The sequence below is a fragment of the Pseudomonas sp. 1912-s genome (genome assembly GCF_029269205.1).
In the GTDB taxonomy this organism is placed as follows: domain Bacteria; phylum Pseudomonadota; class Gammaproteobacteria; order Pseudomonadales; family Pseudomonadaceae; genus Aquipseudomonas.
This window is the reverse complement of record NZ_JARIXR010000007.1, coordinates 50,741-64,883: the sequence shown is the minus strand read 5'-3', so window position 1 is coordinate 64,883 and position 14,143 is coordinate 50,741. Positions and strand designations below refer to the sequence as shown.

The window sequence follows — 14,143 nt, the reverse complement described above, 5'->3', positions numbered from 1 at the left end:
ACATGATGGCATTAGTGTCTTTTAATACTTGTTCTAACGCCGCCGTGCCGTTAACCTGCGCGGCGGAGAGTCGATTGGACAGTCGCTGCCTTCTATGAAAATTAGAGGGGGGAGGAAAGTCCGGGCTCCATAGGGCGAAGTGCCAGGTAATGCCTGGGAGGCGTGAGCCTACGGAAAGTGCCACAGAAAATAACCGCCTAAGTACTTCGGTACCGGTAAGGGTGAAAAGGTGCGGTAAGAGCGCACCGCACGACTGGCAACAGTTCGTGGCTAGGTAAACCCCACTTGGAGCAAGACCAAATAGGGTCCCAAGGCGTGGCCCGCGCTGGGACCGGGTAGGTTGCTAAAGATGTCCAGTGATGGCCATCGTAGACGAATGACTGTTCAAGACAGAACCCGGCTTACAGATCGACTCTCCACCTTTTTTCCTTCTGTCCGAATCTCGGGCAGGAACCTGGTAGTAACGCGAGAATCCCTCCCTGCTGAATCATTAGCAGATGCGTCTTCGTAATACCGAAAAAATCTTACTCTTAATAAATTACTTTAACTTTAAGTCATAGCTCTTTGAGCTATTTGGCGTTGTTGAGTCAAAATCGCCCTCGAACTCTCGTTTCTCCTCGCTTTACCTTCCTAAATCTCCGTTCTGTAAGGCTTTTCCTTGAATCCGCGCCTTGACGGTGTGGTGGGCGCATTCCTATAGTGTGCGCAAGTGGCGGAAAGTGGCACAAAGTGGGTTTTTTGAACGTAAAACGCTAAAATTTGGAGAAACGCATCTGTGTTTCGCGGAGCTAACGCTATCAGTCTCGATGCAAAAGGCCGTCTCGCCATGCCGAGCCGGTATCGTGACGAGCTGATTTCGCGAAGTTCCGGACAGTTAATCATCACCATCGATGCCGTTGACCCTTGTTTATGTGTTTACCCGCTCGACGAGTGGGAGCTGATTGAAACCAAGTTGCGTGCGCTGCCTTCATTGCGTGAAGAAAACCGCCGCCTGCAACGTTTGCTGATTGGTAATGCCGTCGACCTCGAACTCGATGGCAGTGGTCGTTTCCTGGTTCCACCGCGTCTGCGCGAATACGCCAAGCTCGACAAGCGCGCAATGCTGGTAGGCCAACTGAACAAGTTCCAATTGTGGGACGAAGATGCCTGGGATGCTGTTTCTGCAGCTGACCTGGCTGCTATTCAACAACCGGGCGCCATGCCTGATGAACTGCGTGATTTGATCCTGTGACTATTGATAGCGGCTTTAACCACATCACCGTACTGCTTGACGAAGCCGTTGAGGCTCTCGCCGTACGCGCGGATGGCTGCTATTTGGATGGCACCTTCGGCAGGGGCGGGCACAGTCGGCTGATCCTCAGCCAGCTGGGTTCGGACGGAAAGCTCCTCGGGTTCGACAAAGACCCTCAAGCGATTGCCACCGGGCAAGCGCTAGCGGCCGAAGACGGCCGCTTTGTCGTTGTGCAGCGCAGCTTTGCCGAGCTCGGCGCAGAAGTCGCCGAACGTGGCATGGCGGGCAAGGTGGCCGGGGTTCTGCTGGACCTGGGCGTGTCTTCGCCGCAGCTGGACGACCCTGAGCGCGGCTTCAGTTTCATGAACGACGGCCCGCTCGATATGCGCATGGACCCGAGCCGTGGCATCAGCGCCGCGCAGTTCATCGCCACCGCGCCCCACGAAGAAATCACCCGTGTGTTCAAGGAATACGGCGAAGAGCGTTTCGCTGGCCGTATGGCGCGCGCCGTGGTCGAGCGTCGGGAAATCCAGCCGTTCGAACGCACCGCGGACCTGGCTGAAGTGCTGAAAGTCGCCAACCCGGCGTGGGAGAAGGGCAAGAACCCGGCTACCCGTGCGTTCCAGGGCCTGCGCATTCACGTCAACAACGAATTGGGCGACCTGGAAGCCGGCCTCGAAGCTGCCCTGGACGCCTTGGAAGTGGGCGGTCGCCTGGTGGTGATCAGCTTCCACTCCCTGGAAGACCGCATCGTCAAATTGTTCATGCGTCGTCTGGTCAAGGGCGAATCCGACAACCTGCCGCGCAACCTGCCGGTACGTTACGAAGCCTTTGTGCCGAAAATCAAAATCCATGGCAAAGCGCAGTTCGCTTCCGAAGCCGAACTCAAGGCCAACCCACGTGCCCGTAGCGCTGTCATGCGCGTTGCGGAGAAGTTGCGGTGAGCAAGCTTTTCGCCAAGCCCCTTCCGGGCGGCAGCTTCTTTATGTTGCTGTTGTTTGTTGGCGTGCTGGTGTCCGCGATTGCGGTGTCCTACAGCGCCCACTACAACCGTCAATTGCTCAATACCCTGTACGGGGAATTGAGTGTGCGCGACAAGGCGCAGGCGGAGTGGGGCCGGTTGATCCTGGAGCAAAGCACCTGGACCGCCCACAGCCGCATCGAAGTGCTGGCCACTGAACAGCTGAAGATGCACATCCCGGGCGCTGCAGAAGTTCGCATGGTGGCGCCATGATGAAACTCGAGGGCGCACTCTACCCGTGGCGTTTCCGTGTAGTGCTGGGGTTGCTGGCACTGATGGTGGGCGCGATCGCCTGGCGGATTATCGACCTGCAAGTGGTGGACCGTGACTTCCTGATCGGCCAGGGCGATGCCCGCAGCCTGCGTCATATCCCGATTCCTGCGCACCGCGGCCTGATCACCGACCGTAACGGCGAGCCCCTGGCCGTCAGTACGCCGGTGACCACCCTGTGGGCCAACGCCAAGGAAATGCAGACCGCCAAGGAGAAGTGGCCGGAACTGGCCGCCGCCCTGGGCCAGGACCCCAAAGCCCTGAGCGAACGCCTCGAAGCCCAGGCCAATAAAGAATTCATCTACCTGGTTCGCGGGCTTACCCCCGAACAAGGCCAGCAAGTGCTCGACCTTAAAGTCCCCGGTGTCTACGGCATCGAGGAATTTCGGCGTTTCTACCCGGCTGGCGAAACCACTGCCCATATGGTGGGTTTCACCGACATTGATGATCACGGTCGCGAAGGTGTCGAGCTTGCCTACGACGAATGGCTGGCCGGGGTCCCCGGCAAACGACAGGTCATCAAGGATCGGCGCGGCAGACTGATCAAGGATGTCCAGGTCACCAAAAACGCCAAGGCCGGTAAGCCCTTGGCGTTGTCGATTGACCTGCGCCTGCAATATCTGGCCAACCGTGAGCTGCGTAACGCCATCATCGAGAACGGCGCGAAAGCCGGCAGCCTGGTGATCATGGACGTGAAGACCGGCGAGATTCTCGCCATGGTCAACCAGCCGACCTACAACCCCAACAACCGTCGCAACCTGCAACCGGCGATGATGCGCAACCGCGCGATGATCGACGTGTTCGAGCCGGGTTCGACCATGAAAGCCATCTCCATGAGTGCCGCCCTGGAGACCGGGCGCTGGAAACCGGCCGACAAGGTCGAGGTTTACCCGGGCACCCTGCAGCTGGGCAAATACACCATTCGCGACGTGTCGCGCACCGAAGGTCCGGTGCTGGATTTGACAGGTATCCTGATCAACTCCAGTAACGTGGGCATGAGTAAGGTCGCCTTCGATATCGGCGGCGAAGCCATCTACCACCTCGCACAGAAAGTCGGCCTGGGGCAACCCACCGGCCTGGACTTCCCGGGTGAGCGTGTGGGCAACCTGCCGAACTACCGTGACTGGAAAAAGGCCGAGACCGCCACGCTTTCCTACGGTTATGGCCTGTCGGTGACCGCCATCCAGCTGGCCCATGCCTTCTCCGTGCTGGCCAACAATGGCCGCATGGTGCCGCTGAGCCTGATCCACCTGGACGAGGCACCGCCTGCGACCCAGGTGATCCCGGAAAACGTCGCCAAGACCATGCAAGGCATGCTGCAACAAGTGATCGAAGCGCCGCGCGGCGTGTTCCGTGCCCAGGTGCCGGCGTATCACGTGGCAGGCAAGTCCGGTACCGCGCGTAAAACTGCCGTGGGCACCAAGGGCTACGCCGAAAACTCCTACCGTTCGCTGTTCGCAGGCTTCGGCCCGATGAGCGATCCGCGTTACGCCATCGTCGTGGTGATCGATGAGCCGAGCAAAGCCGGTTACTTCGGTGGCCTGGTATCGGCGCCGGTGTTCAGCAAAGTGATGTCCGGGACGCTGCGCCTGATGAACATCACGCCGGACAACCTGCCGACGACCCAACAAGCGAACGCCGGACCGCCGGCCGCTGCTGCAAAAGCCAATGGAGGGCGCGGCTGATGTCTCTTAGCCTGAACAAGATTTTTGCCCACGCTGGCCGCGATTTGCTGATTCGCGAGTTGACCCTGGACAGCCGTAACGTGCGTGCCGGTGACCTGTTCCTGGCCGTGCCGGGCGGCAAGTTCGACGGCCGTGACCATATCGCCGACGCGTTGAAGCGCGGCGCCGCGGCAGTGGCCTATGAAGTGGAAGGCGCCACCGTGTTGCCGATCACCGACGTGCCTTTGATTCCGGTCAAGGGCCTGGCGGCGCAACTGTCGGACATCGCCGGGCGCTTTTATGGCGACCCGAGCCGGACCCTGAACCTCGTAGGCGTGACCGGCACCAACGGCAAGACCAGCGTGACCCAACTGGTTGCCCAGGCGCTTGACCTGCTGGGCCAGCACTGCGGCATCGTCGGCACCCTGGGCACCGGTTTCTACGGCGCGCTGCAAAGCGGCCTGCACACCACGCCTAACCCGATTGCCGTGCAGGCGACCCTGGCCGACCTGAAAAAGGCCGGTGCCAAGGCGGTTGCCATGGAAGTTTCGTCCCACGGCCTGGACCAGGGCCGCGTGACCGCCCTGGCGTTCGACGTGGCGGTGATGACCAACCTGTCCCGCGATCACCTGGATTACCACGGCACCATGGAGGCGTACGCCGCCACCAAGGCCCGGCTGTTTGCCTGGAATGATTTGAAGTGCCGTGTGGTCAACCTGGACGATGAATTCGGTCGTCAGTTGGCCGCCGCGAACGGTGAGGGCCGCCTGATCAGCTACAGCCTGGAAGATTCCAGCGCCTACCTGTATTGCCGCGAAGCCACCTTTGATGACGAAGGCGTGCGCGCCACCCTGGTAACGCCGCAGGGCGAGCACCATTTGCGCAGCACCCTGCTCGGGCGTTTCAACCTGAGCAACATATTGGCTGCTGTCGGCGCCTTGCTCGGCCTGGATTACGCCCTGGACGAAATCCTGCGCGTGCTGCCGAAGCTGGAAGGCCCGGCCGGTCGCATGCAGCGCCTGGGTGGTGGCACCCAGCCGCTGGTGGTGGTCGATTACGCCCACACGCCGGACGCCCTGGAAAAAATCCTGCTGGCCCTGCGTCCCCACGCCAAGGGCAAGCTGCTGTGCCTGTTCGGCTGTGGCGGTGACCGCGATCGCGGCAAGCGTCCGTTGATGGCTGAAATCGTCGAGCGTCTGGCCGACGGTGTTCTGGTGACGGACGACAACCCGCGCAGCGAAGACCCAAGCCAGATTTTCGATGACATTCGTGTTGGCTTTAAAGACGCGTCCAAAGCGACTTTCGTGGCCGGTCGCGGTGCAGCCATCGCCCAATTGATCGCCAGCGCCAGCCCTGACGACGTGGTAGTGCTGGCCGGTAAAGGCCACGAGGACTACCAGGAAATCAACGGCGAACGCCACGCTTTCTCCGATCTGGTCGAGGCCGATCACGCCCTGACCGCGTGGGAGGTGGCCCATGCTTAAGGCGCTCAAGTTCAGCGAACTGACCCAGGCGTTGTCGGCCCGTGTGCTGTCGGCCGATTGCAGCTTTGATGGCGTGAGCATCGACAGCCGGACGATCAAGCCTGGGCAACTGTTTGTGGCCTTGGCTGGCCCGAGTTTTGATGGCCACAACTACCTGAACGACGTCGCCGCCAAAGGCGCTGTCGGCGCTCTGGTGCAGCGCGAAGTCGCTGACTCGACGCTCCCGCAGTTGCTGGTGGCAGACACCCGCCTGGCCCTCGGCCAACTGGGTGCCCTGAACCGTGCCGCTTTCACCAAGCCGGTTGCGGCGATCACCGGCTCCAGCGGCAAAACCACCGTCAAGGAATTACTCGCCGGCATCCTGCGCACGCGCGGCCCGGTCCTGGCGACCCGTGGCAACCTGAACAATGACTTCGGCGCGCCGCTGACCCTGCTCGAACTGGCCCCGGAACACACGGCGGCCGTGATTGAGCTGGGTGCTTCGCGCATTGGCGAAATCGCTTACACCGTGGCCATGACCAAGCCTCACGTTGCGCTGATCAACAACGCCGGCACTGCCCATGTGGGCGAGTTTGGCGGCCCTGAGAAGATCGTCGAAGCCAAGGGCGAAATCCTTGAAGGCCTCGACGCATCCGGCACCGCGGTACTGAACCTCGACGACAAAGCCTTCGAAACCTGGCGTGTACGTGCCGCCGGTCGCAAGGTCTTGAGCTTCGCGGTGCACAACGCCGCGGCCGACTTCCATGCCTCGAATATCACCGTCGACGCCCGTGGCTGCCCGGCCTTCACCCTGCACACCCCGCAAGGTGATGAGCACGTACAGCTGAACCTGCTGGGCAACCACAACGTCGCCAACGCCCTGGCCGCCGCCGCCGCTGCCCATGTGCTGGGGGTGTCGCTGTTTGGCATTGCCACAGGCCTCGGTGCCGTGCAACCGGTGAAGGGGCGTACCGTCGCGCATCTGGCCAGCAACGGCATGCGCGTGATTGATGACACCTACAACGCCAACCAGTCCTCGATCTGTGCCGCCATCGACCTGCTGACGGCCTTCGACGGTCGCAAGGTGCTGGTGCTGGGGGACATCGCCGAACTGGGCGAGTGGGCCGAACAGTCTCACCGTGAAGTCGGCGCCTATGCCGCCGGCAAGGTCGATGCTGTGTACGCCGTGGGCCCGAACATGCTTCACGCCGTGGAGACCTTCGGGCCGGGCGCCCGGCATTTTGCCAACCAGGCTGAGCTGATCCAGGCGCTGAGTGCGGCTGAACAAGACAAACACACCACTATTTTGATCAAGGGATCGCGCAGCGCGGTGATGGAAAACGTCGTCGTGGCCTTGTGTGGCTCAAGTACGGAGAAACATTAATGCTGCTGCTGCTGGCTGAGTATCTGCAACAGTTCCACAAAGGCTTCGCGGTCTTTCAGTACCTGACCCTGCGCGGGATTCTGGGTGTGCTGACCGCGCTGTCGTTGTCGCTGTTCCTCGGGCCATGGATGATCCGTACCCTGCAAAACCTGCAGATCGGCCAGTCCGTGCGCAACGACGGCCCGCAGTCGCACCTGTCCAAATCAGGCACCCCGACCATGGGCGGCGCGCTGATCCTGTCGTCCATCGGCATCAGTACGCTGCTGTGGGCTGACCTGCATAACCGCTACGTCTGGACCGTGCTGCTGGTGACTTTGCTGTTCGGCGCCATCGGCTGGGTGGATGACTACCGCAAGGTGATCGAGAAGAACTCCAAGGGGCTGCCAAGCCGCTGGAAGTATTTCTGGCAGTCGGTGTTCGGCCTGGGCGCGGCGATCTTCCTGTTTATGACTGCGCCAAGTGCGGTGGAAACCACCCTGATCATCCCGATGCTCAAGGATGCCAGCATTCCACTGGGCGTCGGCTTCGTGGTGCTGACCTACTTCGTGATCGTGGGCTCCAGCAACGCGGTCAACCTGACTGACGGCCTCGACGGCCTGGCGATCATGCCGACGGTGATGGTGGGCGGCGCGCTCGGCATCTTCTGCTACCTGTCGGGTAACGTGAAATTCGCTGAATACCTGCTGATCCCGTATGTACCGGGCGCGGGTGAACTGATTGTGTTCTGCGGCGCGTTGATCGGTGCGGGCCTCGGCTTCCTGTGGTTCAACACCTATCCAGCGCAGGTCTTCATGGGCGACGTCGGCGCACTGGCGCTGGGCGCGGCCCTGGGCACCATCGCGGTGATCGTCCGTCAGGAAATCGTCCTGTTCATCATGGGCGGTGTGTTCGTGATGGAAACCCTGTCGGTGGTGATCCAGGTTGCTTCCTTCAAATTGACCGGGCGCCGCGTGTTCCGCATGGCGCCGATTCACCACCACTTTGAACTCAAGGGCTGGCCTGAGCCGCGGGTGATTGTCCGTTTCTGGATTATCACCGTGATTCTGGTCCTGGTCGGCCTTGCCACCCTGAAACTGAGGTAGAAACGAGTGTCCCTGATCGCTTCAGACCACTTCCGCATCGTTGTCGGCCTCGGCAAGAGCGGCATGTCCCTGGTTCGCTTCCTGGCGAACCGGGGCACGTCGTTTGCCGTGGCCGATACGCGGGAAAATCCACCGGAGCTGGTCACGCTGCGCCGTGACTACCCGCACGTGGAAGTGCGTTGTGGCGAGCTGGATGTGGAGTTTCTGTGCCGTGCCGACGAGCTCTACGTGAGCCCCGGCCTGGCGCTGGCGACCCCGGCCCTGCAAGCGGCTGCGGCCCGTGGTGTGAAGTTGTCCGGCGATATCGAGCTGTTCGCGCGTAACGCGAAGGCTCCGATCGTGGCCATCAGCGGTTCCAACGCAAAAAGCACTGTTACCACCCTCGTGGGTGAGATGGCGGATGCGGCCGGCAAGCATGTGGCGGTGGGCGGCAACCTTGGTACGCCGGCGCTGGACCTGCTCAACGACAACGTCGAGCTGTACGTGATGGAGCTGTCGAGCTTCCAGCTGGAAACCACCGACCAGCTCAACGCTGAAGTGGCCACCGTGCTGAACGTCAGCGAAGACCACATGGACCGCTACAGCGGCCTGCCGGCCTATCACCTGGCCAAGCACCGGATCTTCCGTGGCGCGCGGCAAGTGGTGGTCAACCGCCAGGATGCCCTGAGCCGTCCGCTGATTGGCGAAGGCTTGCCGTGCTGGACCTTCGGCCTGAACAAACCTGACTTCAAGGCTTTCGGGCTTCGGGAAGAGAACCGCGAGAAATACCTGGCCTTCGAATTCCAGAACCTGATGCCGGTGCGTGAACTGAAGATCCGTGGTGCCCACAACCAGGCCAATGCCCTGGCTGCGCTGGCGCTCGGTCACGCTGTTGGCTTGCCGTTCGACGCCATGCTGTCGGCCCTGCGTAGCTTTGCCGGGCTTGAGCATCGCTGCCAGTGGGTTCGCGACCTCGACGGCGTCGGCTATTACAACGATTCCAAGGCCACCAACGTCGGTGCGGCGCTTGCTGCCATCGAAGGATTGGGTGCCGATATTCAAGGCAAGGTTGTGCTGATCGCCGGTGGCGACGGCAAGGGTGCTGACTTCAAGGACCTCAAAGGGCCAGTCGCTGCACACTGCCGCGCCGTGGTGCTGATGGGCCGTGATTCCGGCTTGATTGCCGATGCGCTGGGCGACGCGGTACCGCAGGTGCGCGCGCAATCCCTGGACGACGCCATCGCCCAATCCAGATCCCTGGCCCAGCCGGGTGATGTGGTGCTGCTGTCGCCTGCCTGCGCCAGTTTCGACATGTTCAAGAACTACGAAGAGCGCGGCCAGCTGTTCGCTCGCGCCGTGGAGGCCTTGGCATGAGTATCAATTTCCGGAACATCATCAAGCCGTACCCGTCGCCGATCATTACCGGGCGCGGTATCGACCTTGATTTCCCGATGCTCGCCGGTTGCCTCGCGTTGCTGGGCCTGGGCCTGGTGATGATCACCTCGGCGTCTTCGGAAGTGGCCGCGGTGCAGTCGGGCAACACCCTTTACATGATGATCCGCCACTTGGTCTACCTGGTGATCGGCCTCGGTGCGTGCATTGTCACCATGATGATCCCGATCGCCACCTGGCAGCGCCTGGGGTGGCTGATGCTGGTGGGGGCGTTCGGCCTGTTGGTGATGGTGATACTGCCCGGCATCGGGCGTGAGGTGAATGGTTCGATGCGCTGGATCGGCTTCGGTGCGTTCAACGTGCAGCCGTCGGAAATTGCCAAGGTGTTCGTGGTGATCTACCTCGCCGGTTACCTGGTGCGGCGCCAGAAAGAAGTACGCGAAAGCTGGATGGGCTTCTTCAAGCCGTTCATCGTGCTGCTGCCCATGGCCGGCCTGTTGCTGATGGAGCCGGACTTTGGTGCCACCGTTGTAATGATGGGCGCGGCGGCGGCGATGCTGTTCCTCGGTGGCGTGGGCCTGTTCCGCTTCACCTTGATGGTGGTGCTGGCGGTGGCCGCCGTGACAATTCTGGTGCAGGCGCAACCCTACCGGATGGCGCGCCTGATTACCTTTACCGACCCGTGGTCCGATCAGTTCGGTTCCGGCTACCAGTTGACCCAGGCGTTGATTGCCTTCGGTCGCGGCGAGTGGCTGGGCGTGGGCCTGGGCAACAGTGTGCAGAAGCAGTTCTACCTGCCGGAAGCCCACACCGACTTCGTGTTCTCGGTACTCGCCGAAGAGCTGGGCGTGGTCGGTTCGCTGTGCACCGTCGCGCTGTTCGTGTTTGTGTGTGTGCGCGGCATGTACATCGGCTTGTGGGCCGAAAAGGCCAAGCAATATTTTGCCGCCTACGTGGCGTACGGCTTGTCGTTCCTGTGGATCGGCCAGTTCCTGATCAACATCGGGGTGAACGTCGGCCTGCTGCCGACCAAGGGCCTGACCTTGCCGTTCCTCAGTTACGGCGGCAGTTCGTTGGTGATTTGCTGCGCCTGTCTCGGGTTATTGCTGCGCATCGAGTGGGAGAGTCGAACCCACCTGGGCAGCGAAGAGATGGAGTTCAGCGAAAGCGACTTCGCCGAGGAGCCGAACCATGGGCGCTAACGTGCTGATCATGGCAGGCGGCACCGGTGGCCACGTGTTCCCGGCGCTGGCCTGTGCCCGCGAATTCCAGAACCGCGGCTACACCGTGCATTGGCTCGGCACGCCCCGTGGCATCGAAAATGACCTGGTACCGAATGCCGGCTTGCCCCTGCATTTGATCAACGTCACCGGCCTGCGGGGCAAGGGCAAATTGTCCCTGCTCAAGGCGCCGTTCGTGTTGCTCAAGGCGGTATGGCAAGCGCGCAAGGTGATCCGTGAAGTGAAGCCGGTGTGCGTGCTGGGCTTTGGTGGCTACGTCACCGGCCCCGGCGGCGTCGCGGCAAGACTCGCCGGCGTGCCGGTGATCGTCCACGAGCAGAACGCCGTGGCCGGCACTGCCAACCGCCTGCTGGTGCCATTGGCTGCACGGGTGTGCGAGGCCTTCCCGAAAACCTTTGGTGCCGCGGACAAACTGCGCACCACCGGTAACCCAGTGCGTACTGAACTGTTCATGGACATCGCCCGCCAGCCGTTGGCCGGTCGCAAGGCGCACCTGCTGATCCTGGGCGGGAGCCTGGGTGCCGAACCCTTGAACAAATTGCTGCCTGAAGCAGTGTCGCAACTCCCTGAGGCGCTGCGGCCCGAGATCTTCCATCAGGCCGGCAAGAATCACGATGAAGTGACCGCTACGCGTTATCGCGATGCGGGCGTGGAGGCGAATGTGCAGCCTTTCATCAAAGACATGGCCCAAGCCTATGGCTGGGCCGACCTGGTGGTCTGTCGCGCAGGTGCGTTGACCGTCAGTGAACTGGCCGCCGCCGGTCTGCCGTCCTTGCTGGTGCCTTTGCCCCACGCCATCGACGACCACCAGACCCGCAACGCCGAATATTTGGCCGGGGAGGGCGCTGCCTTCCTGCTGCCGCAAAGAACGACTGGCGCCGCCGATTTGGCCGCACGCCTGACCGAGGTATTGATGCAACCGGAACGACTGAACAGCATGGCGAGCACCGCAAGCCGCCTGGCCAAACCTGACGCAACCCGCACCGTGGTCGATATCTGCCTGGAGGTGGCCCATGGTTGAGAATCAGAAAGCCATGCCACAACCGGAAATGCGCCGCATCCGTCGCATCCACTTCGTCGGTATCGGCGGCGTGGGCATGTGCGGCATCGCCGAAGTGCTGCTGAACCTGGGTTACCAGGTGTCCGGCTCCGACCTGAAAATGTCGCCGGTCACCGAGCGCCTGGAATCGTTCGGCGCAAAAATCTTTATCGGCCACCGTGCCGAGAACGCTGCCGAAGCCGACGTGCTGGTGGTCTCCAGTGCCGTGAACACCTCCAACCCGGAAGTGGCTACTGCCCTTGAACGCCGCATTCCCGTAGTGCCGCGTGCCGAAATGCTGGCCGAGCTGATGCGCTACCGCCACGGCATCGCCGTTGCCGGTACCCATGGCAAGACCACCACCACCAGCCTGATCGCCTCGGTGTTCGCCGCCGGTGGCCTGGACCCGACGTTCGTCATCGGTGGCCGCCTGAATGCAGCCGGCACCAATGCACAGCTCGGCACCAGCCGTTACCTGATCGCCGAAGCCGATGAAAGCGACGCCAGCTTCCTGCACCTGCAACCGCTGGTGGCCGTGGTGACCAACATCGACGCCGACCACATGGCGACCTACGACGGTGACTTCAACAAACTGAAGAAAACCTTCGTCGAGTTCCTGCACAACCTGCCGTTCTACGGTTTGGCCGTGGTGTGCCTGGACGATCCGGTGGTGCGTGAAATCCTGCCACTGGTCAAGCGCCCGACCGTGACCTACGGCTTCAGCGAAGACTGCGACGTGCGCGCGATCAATGTGCGCCAGCAAGGCATGCAGACCTTCTTCACCGTGCTGCGCCCTGACCGCGAGCCGCTGGATGTCTCGGTGAACATGCCGGGCAACCACAACGTACTCAACTCCCTGGCGACCATCTGCATCGCCTCCGACGAAGGCGTCAGCGATGAAGCCATCGTTGAAGGCCTGTCGGGTTTTGCCGGTGTGGGGCGTCGCTTCCAGGTCTACGGCGAACTGCCGGTGGACGGCGGCAACGTGATGCTGGTGGACGACTACGGTCACCACCCGACGGAAGTCGCTGCGGTGATCAAGGCCGTACGCGGTGGCTGGCCGGAGCGCCGCCTGGTGATGGTGTATCAGCCGCACCGCTACAGCCGTACCCGCGACCTGTACGACGACTTCGTCAATGTACTGGCGGACGCCAACGTGTTGCTGCTGATGGAAGTCTACCCGGCCGGTGAAGAGCCGATCCCGGGTGCCGACAGCCGCAAGCTGTGCAACAGCATCCGTCAACGTGGCCAGTTGGACCCGATCTACATCGAGCGCGGTGTGGACCTCGCACCGATCGTCAAGCCGCTGCTGCGTGCCGGCGACATCCTGCTGTGCCAGGGTGCCGGTGATATCGGTGGTCTCGCTCCTAAATTGCTGGCAAGCCCGCTGTTTGCCGCGGTAAAGGGGCAGTCGAAATGACCACTGACTACGGCTCCCTGTTCTCGACGATTCAACCTGCCGACTTCGGCCGCGTTGCGGTGTTGTTCGGTGGCAAGAGCGCTGAACGTGAAGTGTCGCTGAAGTCCGGCAATGCCGTGCTGGAAGCGCTGCAGAGCGCCGGCGTGAATGCATTCGGCATCGACGTGGGTGATGACTTCCTGTCGCGCCTGCAGGCCGAGAAAATCGACCGCGCGTTCATCATCCTTCACGGCCGTGGCGGTGAAGACGGCAGCATGCAGGGCCTGCTGGAGTGCCTGGGCATTCCGTACACCGGCAGCGGCATCCTGGCGTCGGCGCTGGCCATGGACAAGTTGCGCACCAAGCAGGTGTGGCACAGCCTGGGTATTCCGACCCCGCGTCACAGCGTATTGTGCAGCGAAGACGATTGTATTTCTGCAGCCAAGGAACTGGGCCTGCCTTTGATCGTCAAACCAGCCCATGAAGGCTCCAGTATCGGCATGGCTAAAGTGAACTCAGCCGCCGAATTGATTGACGCATGGAAAGCGGCCAGTACCTACGATTCGCAAGTGTTGGTGGAACAGTGGATTCAAGGTCCCGAGTTCACCATCGCTACGCTGCGTGGCCAGGTATTGCCGCCTATCGCATTGGGCACGCCCCACACCTTTTACGACTACGACGCCAAGTACGTGGCTTCCGATACCCAGTACCGGATCCCGTGCGGCCTCGATGCAACCAAGGAACAGGAATTGATGGACCTCACGGCGAAAGCCTGTGAGGCGCTGGGTATCGCCGGTTGGGCGCGGGCAGACGTGATGCAGGATGACCAAGGGAATTTCTGGTTCCTTGAAGTCAACACCGCACCCGGGATGACCGACCACAGCCTGGTACCCATGGCCGCTCGTGCCGCGGGCCTGGACTTCCAGCAGTTAGTGCTGGCGATCCTGGCCGCAAGCATTGAGCCACGAGGCTAAGACC

General features: G+C 61.8%; 12 protein-coding genes and 1 other RNA gene. All 13 read left to right on the top strand.

Annotated elements, in window-relative coordinates; translation table 11 throughout:
- The first annotated feature begins 66 nt into the window (after positions 1 to 66).
- The 13 genes from rnpB (at position 67) to P3C29_RS10995 (ending at position 14,139) form a co-directional block, all read left to right on the top strand.
- Positions 67 to 420: RNase P RNA component class A (gene rnpB, locus P3C29_RS11055), an RNA gene on the top strand.
- Between the two features lie 355 nt (positions 421 to 775).
- Entirely contained in the window at positions 776 to 1,231 is a 456-nt protein-coding gene (mraZ, locus tag P3C29_RS11050; protein WP_003171868.1) for a division/cell wall cluster transcriptional repressor MraZ, read from the top strand.
- 2 nt (positions 1,232 to 1,233) lie between these two features.
- Positions 1,234 to 2,175, top strand: a complete 942-nt coding sequence (gene rsmH, locus P3C29_RS11045; RefSeq protein ID WP_085989910.1) for a 16S rRNA (cytosine(1402)-N(4))-methyltransferase RsmH — start codon at positions 1,234 to 1,236, stop codon at positions 2,173 to 2,175.
- The gene (ftsL, locus tag P3C29_RS11040) at positions 2,172 to 2,465 is read left to right on the top strand and encodes a cell division protein FtsL (RefSeq protein ID WP_003216203.1); all 294 of its coding nucleotides are present in this window, start codon (positions 2,172 to 2,174) and stop codon (positions 2,463 to 2,465) included. The genes rsmH and ftsL overlap by 4 nt, the downstream gene beginning before the upstream one ends.
- Positions 2,465 to 4,207 (top strand): penicillin-binding protein 2, encoded by a 1,743-nt coding sequence (locus P3C29_RS11035; RefSeq protein WP_169389246.1) that lies wholly within the window; start codon positions 2,465 to 2,467, stop codon positions 4,205 to 4,207. Before ftsL ends, P3C29_RS11035 begins: the two co-directional genes overlap by 1 nt.
- Positions 4,207 to 5,670, top strand: a complete 1,464-nt coding sequence (locus P3C29_RS11030) for a UDP-N-acetylmuramoyl-L-alanyl-D-glutamate--2,6-diaminopimelate ligase (protein ID WP_201125345.1) — start codon at positions 4,207 to 4,209, stop codon at positions 5,668 to 5,670. Before P3C29_RS11035 ends, P3C29_RS11030 begins: the two co-directional genes overlap by 1 nt.
- The gene (gene murF / locus P3C29_RS11025) at positions 5,663 to 7,033 is read left to right on the top strand and encodes a UDP-N-acetylmuramoyl-tripeptide--D-alanyl-D-alanine ligase (protein WP_275964552.1); all 1,371 of its coding nucleotides are present in this window, start codon (positions 5,663 to 5,665) and stop codon (positions 7,031 to 7,033) included. Before P3C29_RS11030 ends, murF begins: the two co-directional genes overlap by 8 nt.
- Positions 7,033 to 8,115 carry a phospho-N-acetylmuramoyl-pentapeptide-transferase gene (mraY, locus tag P3C29_RS11020; protein WP_017738698.1) on the top strand — a complete coding sequence of 361 codons (1,083 nt, stop codon included), beginning with the start codon at positions 7,033 to 7,035 and terminating at the stop codon, positions 8,113 to 8,115. Before murF ends, mraY begins: the two co-directional genes overlap by 1 nt.
- 6 nt (positions 8,116 to 8,121) lie before the next feature.
- The gene (murD, locus tag P3C29_RS11015; protein WP_275964551.1) at positions 8,122 to 9,468 is read left to right on the top strand and encodes a UDP-N-acetylmuramoyl-L-alanine--D-glutamate ligase; all 1,347 of its coding nucleotides are present in this window, start codon (positions 8,122 to 8,124) and stop codon (positions 9,466 to 9,468) included.
- Positions 9,465 to 10,688 (top strand): putative lipid II flippase FtsW, encoded by a 1,224-nt coding sequence (ftsW, locus tag P3C29_RS11010; RefSeq protein WP_003216215.1) that lies wholly within the window; start codon positions 9,465 to 9,467, stop codon positions 10,686 to 10,688. The genes murD and ftsW overlap by 4 nt, the downstream gene beginning before the upstream one ends.
- Positions 10,678 to 11,748, top strand: coding sequence for an undecaprenyldiphospho-muramoylpentapeptide beta-N-acetylglucosaminyltransferase (murG, locus tag P3C29_RS11005; RefSeq protein ID WP_201125342.1), 1,071 nt, complete (start codon positions 10,678 to 10,680; stop codon positions 11,746 to 11,748). The genes ftsW and murG overlap by 11 nt, the downstream gene beginning before the upstream one ends.
- Positions 11,741 to 13,186: a UDP-N-acetylmuramate--L-alanine ligase gene (murC, locus tag P3C29_RS11000; RefSeq protein ID WP_275964550.1), complete on the top strand. Its 1,446-nt coding sequence runs from the start codon at positions 11,741 to 11,743 to the stop codon at positions 13,184 to 13,186. Before murG ends, murC begins: the two co-directional genes overlap by 8 nt.
- The gene (locus P3C29_RS10995; RefSeq protein WP_010170475.1) at positions 13,183 to 14,139 is read left to right on the top strand and encodes a D-alanine--D-alanine ligase; all 957 of its coding nucleotides are present in this window, start codon (positions 13,183 to 13,185) and stop codon (positions 14,137 to 14,139) included. The genes murC and P3C29_RS10995 overlap by 4 nt, the downstream gene beginning before the upstream one ends.
- Positions 14,140 to 14,143 lie beyond the last annotated feature (4 nt).

What these genes read in the sequence shown, in the direction of transcription:
- P3C29_RS11035 (WP_169389246.1), top strand. Translation starts at nt 2,465, where the DNA reads ATGAAACTCGAGGGCGCACTCTACCCGTGGCGTTTCCGTGTAGTGCTG.
- P3C29_RS11030 (WP_201125345.1), top strand. Translation starts at nt 4,207, where the DNA reads ATGTCTCTTAGCCTGAACAAGATTTTTGCCCACGCTGGCCGCGATTTG.
- murF (WP_275964552.1), top strand. Translation starts at nt 5,663, where the DNA reads ATGCTTAAGGCGCTCAAGTTCAGCGAACTGACCCAGGCGTTGTCGGCC.
- mraY (WP_017738698.1), top strand. Translation starts at nt 7,033, where the DNA reads ATGCTGCTGCTGCTGGCTGAGTATCTGCAACAGTTCCACAAAGGCTTC.
- ftsW (WP_003216215.1), top strand. Translation starts at nt 9,465, where the DNA reads ATGAGTATCAATTTCCGGAACATCATCAAGCCGTACCCGTCGCCGATC.
- murG (WP_201125342.1), top strand. Translation starts at nt 10,678, where the DNA reads ATGGGCGCTAACGTGCTGATCATGGCAGGCGGCACCGGTGGCCACGTG.
- murC (WP_275964550.1), top strand. Translation starts at nt 11,741, where the DNA reads ATGGTTGAGAATCAGAAAGCCATGCCACAACCGGAAATGCGCCGCATC.
- P3C29_RS10995 (WP_010170475.1), top strand. Translation starts at nt 13,183, where the DNA reads ATGACCACTGACTACGGCTCCCTGTTCTCGACGATTCAACCTGCCGAC.